Here is an 11,548-nt window from a genome sequence, read left to right as displayed (position 1 = left end):
CCGCCTGCCGTTTCCCATCCGCGGTCCTCGCTGGGGCGGCGGCCGTCCTCCAACCCGGTCAGACGCTGCTGGAACCCAGTGGCGATGATCGCGAAGCCGGCCCGGTCCAGCACCCGGGAAGCCGCCGTCGGCTGCGTCACGACCTCCTCGCGGTCCCGCCCCCTCCTCGATCATCCGGATCGCCCCGGAGGTCTGCCCTGCGCCCGGCGCAGCCGGTTCAGGACCGCCTTCAGTTCGGCAGTCGCGAGATCGAGCTCCGTCATCACTCCTCGTCACGTACCCCCGGGGGGTAACTCACTCCCTCCTTTCCCGGGGCCCCTTCCGACAGCAAAGGACGACACCCATATGACCAAGCCCGCCAGCCTCGGCACCGGCGAAGCCCGCACCCGCTTGCACGAGCTGACCGTGATCGACGTGCGTACCCCGGGCGAATACAGGGGCGGCCATCTGCCCGGGGCCCTCAACATCCCCCTGGACCAGATCCAGCGGGCCCTGCCCGACATCCGCCGGTCTGCCGAGCGCGGTGACGTCCTGGTCGTGTGCGCCTCCGGCACGCGGTCCGAGAACGCCTGCCGGATCCTCGCCGACAACCGCATCGCCGCCGCCACCCTCTCCGGCGGCACCGGCGCCTGGGCCGCCGCCGGCCACGACCTGCACTACCCCCAGGGCGCCGCCTGCGCCACCAGCGCCGCCTGGAGCATGGAACGCCAGGTCCGCTTCACCGCCGGCACCATCGTCCTCATCGGCCTCCTCCTCGGTGTCCTCGTGCACCCGGCCTTCCAGATCCTGTCGGCGGGCATCGCGGGTGGACTGGTCTTCTCCGCCCTCACCGACACCTGCGGCATGGCCGCCCTGCTCGCCAAGCTCCCCCACAACAGGCCCCGCACCGCTGATCTTGACAACACGCTGGCCGAGCTCCGCAACCGCTGAGCGGATGAGGAGGGCGGGAACCAGATCCCCGGTCCCCGCCCTCCTCCATCGCGTGCGCCGCGTCACCCGCGCGTCGAGGGTTCCTGCACGGACGATCTGGCCGAGCGCTGCTTCGGCGTCCGGAGCAGCAGGAACACTCCCACCACGGCGACCAGCCCCGCCAGGCACAGCAGGACCCACCGGTCGGACACCATCGCGCCGATGGCCGACAGCCGCTCCTCCAGTGCGAACTCCGTGTCCGTGCTGATCAGCGAAGGCAGCGCGGACGTACCGTCGAAGGCCAGGAACACCACGCCGAGCGTGACGAAAAGCAGCCCCCCGATCAGCGAGGTGCTGTGCAGCGAGAGCCTCCCCACCCGGAACGGGCGGCCCCTCAGCCACCGTCTGCGGCTGAGGTCGAACCGGTCCCACAGCAGGGCCAGGGCGAACATCGGTACCGCCATGCCCAGCGCGTACACGGCGAGCAGCACCCCGCCGTGGAAGGGATCACCGTCCACCGCCGCCACGGTGAGGATGCCACCGAGGATCGGACCGGCGCAGAAGCCCGCCAGACCGTAGACCGCACCCAAGGCGAAGACGGACAACGCGGAGCCGGAACGGCGCGCTCCCGCGGCCTGGGCCATACGGCGGGAACCGAAACCCAGCCCCGCGATCTGCGCCACGCCCAGGGCGATGACCGTCCAGCCGCCGACCGTGACCAGGATGTCCCGGTGTCCGTAGAACAGCCGGCTGGCGAAGGAGCCGGCCACCCCGAGCGGCACGAGGGTCGTGCACAGCCCGGCGTAGAACAACCCCGTACGCGCAACCAGCCTGCTCCGGCTGGTGAAGGAGTACGCGAAGAACGCCGGCAGCAACAGGGCACTGCACGGGCTGAGGAGAGCGAGCAGGCCGCCCAGGAAGGCCATCGCCAGGCCGACCTCGCTCACTTGCCCGCCGCCTCGGCCGCGGCTTCGACGGCCTGCTCGAAGGTCGCCGTCGGCTGCGCGCCGAGAATCGGCGTGCCGTTGACCAGGAAGGCCGGAGTGCTGGTCACCCCGAGGCGGTAGCCCTCTTCCTGGTCCTTGCGCACGGCAGCGCGCCCCTCGTCGGAGACCATGTCCGAGCGGAACTTCTCGATGTCGGGAACGCCCGCCGTCCGCGCCATCGCGACCAGCTCTTCGTCCGCGAACTCACCCTGGTTGCGCTCGCGGGTCTTGCTGTAGGCGACCTTGTGGAACTGCCAGAACTTCTTTTGCCGTCCGGCGGCCCAGCCGGCCAGCGCGGCCTGCTCGGACTCCTCGCCGAAGACGGGGAAGTTGCGCCACTCGATGCGCAGCACCCCCTTCTCGACGTAGGAGCGCACCAGTTCAGGCTCGGTCTCACGGGCGAAGCGGCCACAGAAGGGGCACTGGAAGTCGGAGTATTCGATCATGACCACCGGGGCGTCGGCCTGTCCCACGGCGAGGGCGTCATCGGGGGTGCGACGGGCCAGGGCCAGCAGGCTCTTGTCCGCCGGCTCCGGAGCAGACGAGTGAGTGGTGACCGGGGAGTTGCCGGTCGGCTGTTCGCGGTCGGAGGAGGACCCGTCCAGGGTGAAGGCGAGGGCGGCGAGCGCGCCTGCGGCGGTGATCGTCGCGATGGCCGCGATGGTCCGCTTGCGGGAGCGGCCACGGGAAGAGGGGGTCGATGCAGTCATGGCACACCTCAGTTGTGAGGAAGGGAGAGCAGAACCGGGCGCAGGTCAGGCCGAAGCCGGGACGGGACACGCGGTCTGGGAGGAAAGGCGGCGCAGCGCGGCTTCCGTCAGCAGGCCCACGGAGAGAACGGCCAGCAGGGGCTGCAGAGGGGCCCAGTAGCTCATGGCGCCCGAGGCGCCGAGCAGTACGAGAGCGAGCTTGTTGCACACGGGGCAGCCGACGGCGAAGAAGGTGAGCACGCTACCGGCCGCACCCAGGCGGCTTCCGTCTCGGGCACCGGACCGCTCGCGCCGGTGGGGCTGTTGCACGTACGTGGCGAGCACGATGCCCGCCAGTGCCGCCGTGGCGGACAAGGCCGGATAGTTCCACCACTGCACGGGGACCGACCTGCTGAACAGCGGACTGGGCACGACGGCGGTGGGCACGCCGACCACGAGCGCTGTCGCGAGGGCACCGAGCCCCGCCACCGCCCACTGACGGACCTGCCAGGAGCGCAGTGCCGTTGCGGCCCGGCTCACAGAGCGCGGGGATGAGGACATGAAGATGACTCCGTTCCGGAGGATTCAGGGACGCGACCGCAGGGGTCGGCCTAAATCCGCAGAACGGAGTGGAGAGGCAGCGCGGGCGGGGGCGCAGGCCCTGCCGAGTAGTCACTGCGGCACGGCTCTTGGTACTCCGGCACCAGAGCCCCGCCCGTCGGGCAGCCGGAGCAGTCGTGGACGCGTGGGGCGCCGTCGTGCCGCTGCGTGGCTTGATCGGCGACGGCCTTCTTGCCGCAGGGCGCGGCCGTCCCGGAGGGGGTGTCGACAAAGGTGGAGAGCTGTGTGAGCTCCACGACGGACGGCTGGCTGGTCGGGCTGTCGCGCTGTGCGTGGCCGACCACGCACAACAGGGCCACGACGGCCACGAGAAGAGCCAGAGCCGCACGAACGCCGGTGTACAGCGGTCCGTTCGCTCTCGCTCGCCTCATCTCAGCTCCCAGGAAGATCGGAAGGCACAGCCACTCTAGGCCACACACATTTCGGCAACAGCGGGTGGCTCGCACAGCTGGGTCATCGACTTCGGCGGACCATCTGCCCCAGGGCTCGGCATGACGCCACCGGGGGCAGGTGCACCGAGGCACCGGTGCCCGGACACGGCCTGGCGGGGGACTGTAAACGTTCGGTGTAACTCCCGATCATGGAAGATGCATCGATGACCAGCAACAACGTGACCGAGGCCGAGCCCGTCGAGCCGTCTGAGACGGCGCCGTCGAAGTCTGTGGACGACTGGCTGATCGATGAACTGGTGGGCCGGGCTCAGGCCGAGGGCCTTCAGCTGACCGGCGAGGAGGGCTGCTGCAGCAGCTGACCAAGCGGCTCCTGGAGTCCGCCCTCAAGGGCGAGATCACCGACCACCTCGGCTATGACAAGCACGACCCGACCGGCAAGGGCCAGGCTCGCTGGACCATGCGCTGGAAGACAGCCTTGAACGCCTTCGACATCACCTTCGACGGACGCCTCTCCGCAGCACGCCAGTAACTCTCTACAACACGAGTTACACCGCTCGCTCGTTTGACAGACCCCAACCTGGCCCAGCCGCAAACTTCACGGCCTCCGGTCTAGGCCTGTGCATGTCAGGTCTAGACCTTAGCGGCACCACGGGGGCCGTCAAGGGGGCGTGCACAGGGAGTGAACGGATGTGCAGCCGTGCTACCGCGCCTGCCTCGGCCGTGCCGACGCGTCGGCTCACGCGGAGGCAGGCCCAAGCGTGAGCGGTGAGTTCCGGGTCTCGGCGACTTCCTCCGCGGCAGGAGCCGGGGGCGGCAGGGTCTCGCGGTGGGCCCGGCCCAGGGCCGCCATCCTGTCGAGGGTGTCCCGGGCCCGCAGGAGCTCGCCGATCTGCGCCGTGATCCGCTCGCGTTCACGGGCCATCCGCTCTAGCGCGGCGTCGGAGTTGTGCACGCTCGGGGAGTCGGTGCACGGCATGAGTTCGGCGATGGTGCGGCTGGAGAGGTTGGCCGCGTACAGCCCCTGGATGAAGTGGACACGCTCCACGTCGTACTCCGTGTACTGCCGCTGCCCGCCCGGGGTGCGCGTACTGGTGAGCAGTCCCTGCTGCTCGTAGTAGCGCAGTGACCGCACACTCACTCCGGCGCGTGCCGCGAGCTCCCCGATCCGCATGGGCTGCCTCCAGTAGCGCTCTCCACCAGCACTGCGGACCCTGTGGCACACGTCACATGAATTCGCGGTGTTTTCCGGTTGCCTCTGACATAGGTGTCAGCTTTTAGCGTACACATGTGCCCCGGAAGCCGGTGCACATATGTACGCAAGGAGAACCGACATGCCGTCCCTGTTCAGCAGTTACCGTCTCGGCGGACTCACCCTGCCCAACCGGACCGTCATGGCCCCCATGAGCCGCGTCCGGGCCGCCGCCGGAGGGCTGGCCACTCCCTCCATGGCCACCTACTACGCGCAGCGCGCCACAGCTGGCCTGATCGTCACCGAGGGCCTTCAGCCCAGCCTCGTCGGGCAGTCCAACCCGGGTACGCCCGGTCTGCACACCGACGAGCAGACGGATTCCTGGCGGCAGGTGACCGACGCGGTCCACGCCAACGGCGGACGCATCTTCGGCCAGATCATGCACAGCGGCCGGGTCTCACACTCCGAGACGACGGGCTTCCAGCCGGTCGGCCCGTCGGCCGTGGCCGCTGAGGGCAACGTGTTCACACCGAGCGGCCCGCAGCCGATGCCCGTGCCGCGTGCACTGGAGACCGACGAGGTCGGCGAGCACGTCCAGTCCTACGCACACGCCGCCCGCCGCGCCGTCGACGCCGGCTTCGACGGCGTCGAGCTGCACGGTGCCAACGGCTACCTGATCTCCCAGTTCCTGTCGTCCGACGCCAACCTGCGCGACGACCGTTACGGCGGTCCGATCACCAACCGCATCCGCTTCGCCGTCGAGGCGGCCGCCGCCACCGTCGAGACCGTGGGAGCCGCCCGCACGGGCATCCGCCTGTCGCCCGGAGGCGGTATCTGGGGAGTGACCGAGGACGACGCCGGCGAGCTGAACACCGCTCTGCTGACGGAGCTGGCCCGCATCGACCTCGCCTACGTGCACCTGGTGGGCACCGCCGACGAGGACGTCCTCGTCCGGCTGCGTGAAACATGGCCGGGCACCATGATCGTCAGCCCCACCACGCCCGGCGGCCCGAAGCAGGCGGGAATGTCGGAAGCGGGCCACTGGCTGGGGCTCGGCGCCGACCTGATCGCCTTCGGCCGCGCCTTCCTCGCCAACCCCGACCTGGTCGAACGCCTGCGCTCCGGCCTGCCCCTCGCGCCCGTCGACGAGAACACCTTCTACCAGGGCGGCGACGCCGGGTACATCACGTATCCGACGTACCAGCACGCGGGCTGACAGCGCAGAAGCTCCTGGATCCGCTGGTCGAGCCCGTCCTGACGCCACAGCGTGAAGTAGCAGAACACCGCCGACCAGGCCGGCAGATCATGAGGTAGATAGCGCCACTGACAGCCCATCCGGTTCTGGTGGAAGATCGCGTTCACGGCCTCCCGCAGGTCACAGGATCCTGGGTCCCCGGTCGCCGACCGTGCCACCCGGTCCTGCTTCCAGCCCGTGATCAGCGGCCCGATGAAGGCCCGCGGTCACTTCCCGAACGAGCAGGCCGCCTTGAAGTGCGTCTACATGGCGATCATGTCGTTGGACCCGACCGGCAAGGGCAAGGCCCGCTGGACCATGCGCTGGAAGACAGCCCTGAACGCCTCCGACATCACCATCGACGGCCGACTCACCGCAGCCCGACAGTGAGCGTTTTCAGCGTTGGCTCTCCAGGGTGAGGACGGCTCTGGCGATGACGCTCATGGGTCGGGCTGATGCGGGATCTGCGGAAGATCTGCCAGGGCTTCAGTCGTGCCATGCCTCGTTCGACGGGTGCACGGCTGCGGACAGGGCCCGGTTCGCGGACTGCTCGGTGGGCGTGGGTTCGCCGCCTGGCGGGCGGCGCTTGGCGGTGGTGACCCAGTCGCCGGCACCGATGTAGGCCATGTCAGCGAGGATGGGGATGCCCTGGCGTTCGCAGATCCGAAGGATCTGGTGGGTGCGGGCGGCAGTCAGGTCGGGGTCCGGCCCGGCAGCGCCGGCGACAGCCAGGAGGATCTCCCCGCTGGGATCTGTGACGACCTGCACGTTCACCCCGTGCCGCTTGTGTTTCGAGGAGAGTCGGCCCTGCCGTCGCCGACGCGGTCGCACTCGGCGAGCGTGCCGTCCAGGAGAACGAACTCCGGATCGTGTACGCGCAGCGTCTTCAGCAGGCCAGGTGCCTGCTCGGCGAGCAGGCCGGTGACCGCGGTGACGTAGGCATGGGCGGTGCCGACGGATACTCCGAAGGCCTCGGCGATACGGGCCAGGGTTTCGTGGCGACGCAGGTACACCAGTGCGATCAGCGCCCTCCGGTGCGGCGGAAGCTTGCACCGGCGGTCACCCTCACGGGTGACGATGAGCATCGTGACCCACTCGACCAGGGCGTGAGGCAGGTCGAGTGCGGCAGGGTATGGGACCAACAGGGCTTGTGTGTTGCTGAGTTGGGGCGTCGAACACCTCCCTCGACGGCACGGGAGCCCTGTCCGTTGCGCACTCCGAACCCACACCGCCCCGTCACCCGATCAGTGGCCACTCTGAAAACGCTCAGTAACTCTTAACAACCCGAGTTACATCGCTCGTTTGACCCGCCACCGGCAAGCTGGTCGTACCGTACGGTCAACGGCATGACAGCGCAGGGTTCGAAGGCCCCCAAGCCCCGGGTGCAGTTGGTTATTGGCATCCTCCGCGAAGGCGACGAGATTTTGCTGGTGCGAGAGAGCCTCGGCGTCGATGGTGAGATGCTCTGGTCGCTGCCCGGGGGCGGCGTCAAGGACGGCGAGCTCATGCACGAAGCTCTCCGGCGCGAGATGCGGGAGGAGACCGGGCTGCTCGTGGGCGACCCGGTGAGGACAGCGTTCCTCATGCACATTGATTCCGAGCAACACCCTTCGGCGCTGGCTGCCGCCTTCGAGGTCGACGAGTGGTCGGGGGCCATCGCGCCACAGGACAACGACATCGAACAGGCTGCTTTCTTCCCCATGCCCGACGCTCTGAAATTGCTCGGCGAGCTGGACAGCGCAACCCAGCGGGAGCCCATCGTCAGTTACCTGACCGGAGCCATCGCACCGGGGACCACCTGGCTGTACCGCAACCGAGGCGATGAGGAGACGCTCGTCGCCCGCTGGTGACGCCAGACAGTGGTCACCGCATGAAGATCACGATCTACAGCTGGAGTATTAGGCGCTCTCGTTCGGAGGCTCGCGCGCGGGCCGCCGAACTGGCCAATCCATGCTGCCAGCAGCCCGCTTCACTGATGCCTCCCCTGGGCCACCAGCCAGAAAAATGGCGCTCTCCGTCGACAAAGACGTGACGGGCAACGGCGTGGTGAGCCACAATGACACTACGGAGAACCACAACCGGCGTGAATGTCGTTGTTGTCGTCTCTGGCGCCGGACGCCTTTGGACCACGTAATACGGGGGACCACAGGGCAGGCAGGCACGCATGCTCTGATCAGGAAAAACGTCATCTGGCGGCATAGGCGGGCGCCAGGCAACACGAACCCTCACGGTCTTGTAATGCGTAGGCATGGGTCGGGTCGCCAGGGACTTTTCAGGGACTTTCAGCTCTGTCGGAGGGACAGCCGCGGGAGTTTTTGCAGTACAACCACGGAAGGCTGCGACAGCGCCGAAAGACCCAGGGCTTCGGGCCCACGCATCCGCGCCGTCGCTCCGTAGCGCTCCGGCACGGCGTCGGGTCGGCAGTGGAAGACGAGGCTCTTCGGGCCGCACACGGTCCTGACCTCGGGGAACGTGCCCGGCGGGCCCGGCGGCGTGAGCGCCGGGCCCGGGGCGGTCGATCAGACGTACGGGTAGAACCCCGACCCCGTCTTGCGGCCGAGGCGCCCCGCGTCGACCATGCGCTGGAGCAGCGGGGGAGCGGCGTACAGGGGCTCCTTGTACTCGGTGTACATCGAGTCGGCGACCGAGGCCACGGTGTCCAGGCCGATCAGGTCGGCGAGCTTGAGCGGGCCCATCGGGTGGGCGCAGCCGAGCTCCATGCCGTTGTCGATGTCCTCGCGGCTGGCGATGCCCGACTCGAACATCCGGATCGCGGAGAGCAGGTAGGGGATCAGCAGGGCGTTGACCACGAACCCGGAGCGGTCCTGGGCGCGGATGGCGTGCTTGCCGAGCACACCCTCGACCACGGCCTCGGCGCGCTTGATCGTCTCGTCCGACGTGGTCAGCGCGGGGATCAGTTCGACGAGCTTCTGCACCGGTGCCGGGTTGAAGAAGTGGATGCCGATGACCTGGTCGGGCCGGGAGGTGGCCACGGCCAGCTTCACCAGGGGGATGGAGGAGGTGTTCGAGGCGAGGATGGCGTCCGGCCGGGTCACCACCTGATCGAGTACCTGGAAGATCTCGGTCTTGACCTGCTCGTTCTCCACGACGGCCTCGATGACGAGGTCGCGGTCGGCGAACTCGCCGAGGTCCGTGGTGTAGCTCAGCCGGCCGAGCGTCTCGTCGCGCTCCTCCTCGGTGATCTTGCCGCGTTCGGCGGCCTTCGAGAGGGAGTTGTGCAGCCGGGTGCGGCCGATCTCCAGCGCCTCGCCGGTGGTCTCGGCCACCTTGACCTCGAGGCCGCTGCGGGCGCACACCTCCGCGATGCCTGCGCCCATTTGGCCACAGCCGACCACTCCGACGCGTGCAATGTCGGCCATAGAGTCCGTCACCTCGTGCCTTTCGCTGATCTCCGTGCGGCCCTTCCCGTTTGATTCCGGGTGCCCGCCTCGACCCCACGACGTTACTCCGCGACCGGGCGACGGCGTCCCGCGGGTCGCGGGGCCGACGGCGGGCATGATCCGCGGCATGCGTGACGCCGCGGTGACGGACAGGGACGAGGCGACGAGAGGTGGAGCGGATGCGACGTGTGGGACGAAGGTCGTTCGTGCTGGGGGCGGCGGGGACGGTGGCCGCGCTGGTGACGGCGGGTGACGGGGTCGCGGTGTCCCGGACAGCCGCCCGCCCCGGTCCGCCGGCGGGCCTCAGGGCGGCGGCCGGTGAGATGCGCGGGGTGTGGATCGGCACGGTCGGAAACCTGGACTGGCCGTCCAAAGCGGGTCTGAGCGCCGCCGCCCAGCAGGCGGAGCTGACCGCACACCTGGACCGCGCGGTGGAGATGCGGCTGAACGCGGTGGTGCTCCAGGTCCGGCCGACGGCCGACGCCCTGTGGCCCTCGCCGTACGAGCCCTGGGCCGAGTGCCTCACCGGGACCCAGGGCAAGGACCCGGGCTGGGACCCACTGGGCACCGCCGTGGAGGAGGCGCACGCCCGGGGCCTGGAACTGCACGCCTGGTTCAACCCGTACCGGGTGGCCAACCACACCGACCGCACGCGGCTGGCCGCCTCCCACCCCGCCCGCGTCCACCCCGACCGGGTCCTGCCCTACGGCGGCAAGCTGTACTACGACCCGGGGCTCCCCGAGGTCAGGAAGTTCGTCCAGGACGCGATGCTCGACGCGGTCGGCCGCTACGACGTCGACGCGGTGCACTGGGACGACTACTTCTACCCCTACCCGGTGGCCGGGCAGAGCTTCGACGACGACGCCACGTACAAGCGGTACGGCGGGGACTTCGCGGACAAGGCGGCCTGGCGCCGCGCCAACATCGACCTGCTGGTGCGGGAGACGGCGGAGCGCATCACGGGGCTCAAGAAGAACGTCCGCTTCGGGATCAGCCCCTTCGCCGTCTGGCGCAACGCCGCGACCGACCCGCTGGGCTCGGACACCCGGGGCGGGGTGCAGACCTACGACGACCTGCACGCCGACACCCGCAAGTGGGTGAAGGAGGGCTGGATCGACTACATCTGCCCCCAGGTGTACTGGGAGATCGGCAACTCCGCCGCCGACTACGGCAAGGTCGTCGCCTGGTGGGACAAGACGGTGCGCGGCACCGGCGTCGACCTGTACGTCGGGGAGGCCCTGTACAAGTGCGGCGACCCCGCCCAGTCCGCAGCCTGGCAGGACCCCGCCGAACTCTCCCGCCACCTCGACCTGACCGCCGGATACGACGACGTGAGGGGCCACGTCTACTTCTCCGCGAGGCAGATGAGGACCGACCCCTCGGGAGCCCTGGCCCGGGTGGTCGCCGACCACTACCGGACCCGGGCACGCGCCCCGCGCTGACCCGGGCGGTCCGCCGAGGGCCCGCGCCCCGTGGGGAGCGGGCCCCGGGCTGCCCGGTCGTCAGGGGTGCGTCACCGCTCCCCGCCCCGGCAGGCGGTGTGCCGGACCACGCTGTCGGGGCCGGGCGCCATGATCGACTCGTGCCCGTCCTCGTTGCGTACCCGGTACGGGGGACTGCCCCCTTCGCCCAGCACCTCGACGATCTCTGCGACCCGGTCCTGCTGTCCCACGGTCCTGCCGTGCGTCAGCAACTGGTCGCCGGTGTGTGCCTCCATCGGGAGTGACCTCCTTACGGGGTGGCGGTCCATGTCGACAAGTCTATGACCCGGAACGGTCGCCGTCCTGGGCGCGGGACACCCCGAGACTCCCCTTGCCGCGGCCCGCGCGCTGGGTGGCGGCGATGCACAGCAGGACCGCCACCGCGGCGACCGGGGCGGCGGCGGACATCTCCTCGCCCAGCGCCAGGAACGACCAGACCAGGGTGAGCAGCGGCTGCGCCAGCTGGAGCTGGCTGGCCCGCGGCACCCCGATCTCCGCCATGCCCCGGTACCAGACGTACAGGCCGCAGAAGGTCGAGCCCGCGGCCACCCAGACCAGCCCGACGACCCCGTGCGCGGTGAGGTGCACCGGTTCGAAGGGCAGGGCCACCGCGGCGCCCGCCACCGCGAGCGGCAGGGTGAGGACC

The 11,548-nt window shown here is 69.6% G+C and carries 13 protein-coding genes and 4 pseudogenes; 6 read left to right on the top strand and 11 right to left on the bottom strand.

The window, feature by feature from the left end; translation table 11 throughout:
• Positions 1 to 263: pseudogene (locus IH13_RS45160) on the bottom strand (metal-sensing transcriptional repressor); the annotation flags it as partial.
• Between the two features lie 82 nt (positions 264 to 345).
• Between IH13_RS45160 and IH13_RS0129845 the strand changes: the two are divergent.
• Positions 346 to 930: a rhodanese-like domain-containing protein gene (locus IH13_RS0129845; RefSeq protein ID WP_031089183.1), complete on the top strand. Its 585-nt coding sequence runs from the start codon at positions 346 to 348 to the stop codon at positions 928 to 930.
• A gap of 62 nt (positions 931 to 992) precedes the next feature.
• On the opposite strand, the gene IH13_RS0129840 is transcribed toward IH13_RS0129845, so the two are convergent.
• Genes IH13_RS0129840 through IH13_RS0129830 form a run of 3 tightly spaced genes read right to left on the bottom strand, consistent with a single transcriptional unit; the run spans position 993 to position 3,145 of the window.
• Positions 993 to 1,856, bottom strand: coding sequence for a cytochrome c biogenesis CcdA family protein (locus IH13_RS0129840; protein ID WP_031089182.1), 864 nt, complete (start codon positions 1,854 to 1,856; stop codon positions 993 to 995).
• On the bottom strand, positions 1,853 to 2,605 hold the full coding sequence (locus IH13_RS0129835; protein ID WP_031089181.1) for a DsbA family protein: 753 nt from the start codon (positions 2,603 to 2,605) through the stop codon (positions 1,853 to 1,855). The genes IH13_RS0129840 and IH13_RS0129835 overlap by 4 nt, the downstream gene beginning before the upstream one ends.
• 45 nt (positions 2,606 to 2,650) lie before the next feature.
• Positions 2,651 to 3,145 (bottom strand): hypothetical protein, encoded by a 495-nt coding sequence (locus IH13_RS0129830; protein WP_031089179.1) that lies wholly within the window; start codon positions 3,143 to 3,145, stop codon positions 2,651 to 2,653.
• Between the two features lie 655 nt (positions 3,146 to 3,800).
• On the opposite strand from IH13_RS0129830, the pseudogene IH13_RS46240 reads away from it, so the two are divergent.
• Positions 3,801 to 4,075, top strand: a pseudogene (locus tag IH13_RS46240) (IS256 family transposase); the annotation flags it as partial.
• Between the two features lie 258 nt (positions 4,076 to 4,333).
• Here the strand turns inward: IH13_RS46240 and IH13_RS0129815 are convergent.
• The gene (locus tag IH13_RS0129815) at positions 4,334 to 4,768 is read right to left on the bottom strand and encodes a MerR family transcriptional regulator (RefSeq protein ID WP_051835976.1); all 435 of its coding nucleotides are present in this window, start codon (positions 4,766 to 4,768) and stop codon (positions 4,334 to 4,336) included.
• A gap of 160 nt (positions 4,769 to 4,928) precedes the next feature.
• Here IH13_RS0129815 and IH13_RS0129810 point away from each other — a divergent pair, with 160 nt between their 5' ends.
• Entirely contained in the window at positions 4,929 to 6,002 is a 1,074-nt protein-coding gene (locus IH13_RS0129810) for an alkene reductase (protein ID WP_031089176.1), read from the top strand.
• Here the strand turns inward: IH13_RS0129810 and IH13_RS41455 are convergent.
• Positions 5,999 to 6,235: pseudogene (locus IH13_RS41455) on the bottom strand (transposase); the annotation flags it as partial. The gene IH13_RS0129810 and the pseudogene IH13_RS41455 overlap by 4 nt on opposite strands.
• On the opposite strand from IH13_RS41455, the pseudogene IH13_RS0129805 reads away from it, so the two are divergent.
• Positions 6,234 to 6,410: pseudogene (locus IH13_RS0129805) on the top strand (IS256 family transposase); the annotation flags it as partial. The pseudogenes IH13_RS41455 and IH13_RS0129805 sit on opposite strands and share 2 nt — an antisense overlap.
• A 96-nt stretch (positions 6,411 to 6,506) precedes the next feature.
• Here the strand turns inward: IH13_RS0129805 and IH13_RS45150 are convergent.
• Positions 6,507 to 6,794 carry a transposase family protein gene (locus IH13_RS45150; protein WP_234433439.1) on the bottom strand — a complete coding sequence of 96 codons (288 nt, stop codon included), beginning with the start codon at positions 6,792 to 6,794 and terminating at the stop codon, positions 6,507 to 6,509.
• The gene (locus tag IH13_RS45145) at positions 6,791 to 7,162 is read right to left on the bottom strand and encodes a helix-turn-helix domain-containing protein (protein WP_234433438.1); all 372 of its coding nucleotides are present in this window, start codon (positions 7,160 to 7,162) and stop codon (positions 6,791 to 6,793) included. The genes IH13_RS45150 and IH13_RS45145 overlap by 4 nt, the downstream gene beginning before the upstream one ends.
• A 204-nt stretch (positions 7,163 to 7,366) precedes the next feature.
• Between IH13_RS45145 and IH13_RS0129795 the strand changes: the two genes are divergently transcribed.
• Complete coding sequence (locus IH13_RS0129795) at positions 7,367 to 7,870, top strand: NUDIX hydrolase (protein WP_031089174.1); 504 nt, start codon at positions 7,367 to 7,369, stop codon at positions 7,868 to 7,870.
• A gap of 669 nt (positions 7,871 to 8,539) precedes the next feature.
• Here IH13_RS0129795 and IH13_RS0129790 read toward each other — a convergent pair.
• Positions 8,540 to 9,400 carry a 3-hydroxybutyryl-CoA dehydrogenase gene (locus tag IH13_RS0129790; RefSeq protein WP_031089173.1) on the bottom strand — a complete coding sequence of 287 codons (861 nt, stop codon included), beginning with the start codon at positions 9,398 to 9,400 and terminating at the stop codon, positions 8,540 to 8,542.
• Between the two features lie 200 nt (positions 9,401 to 9,600).
• Between IH13_RS0129790 and IH13_RS0129785 the strand changes: the two genes are divergently transcribed.
• On the top strand, positions 9,601 to 10,863 hold the full coding sequence (locus IH13_RS0129785) for a glycoside hydrolase family 10-like protein (protein WP_031089171.1): 1,263 nt from the start codon (positions 9,601 to 9,603) through the stop codon (positions 10,861 to 10,863).
• A gap of 71 nt (positions 10,864 to 10,934) precedes the next feature.
• Here IH13_RS0129785 and IH13_RS0129780 read toward each other — a convergent pair whose 3' ends face one another.
• Together IH13_RS0129780 and IH13_RS0129775 are read right to left on the bottom strand one after the other, a co-directional pair.
• Entirely contained in the window at positions 10,935 to 11,138 is a 204-nt protein-coding gene (locus tag IH13_RS0129780) for a DUF1918 domain-containing protein (RefSeq protein ID WP_031089170.1), read from the bottom strand.
• 43 nt (positions 11,139 to 11,181) lie between these two features.
• A partial coding sequence (locus IH13_RS0129775) for a DMT family transporter (RefSeq protein ID WP_031089169.1) occupies positions 11,182 to 11,548 on the bottom strand: 367 nt, incomplete at its 5' end.

Source organism: Streptomyces sp. NRRL WC-3549 (assembly GCF_000721935.1).
GTDB lineage: Bacteria > Actinomycetota > Actinomycetes > Streptomycetales > Streptomycetaceae > Streptomyces.
This window is presented reverse-complemented; position numbering and strand designations above follow the sequence as displayed.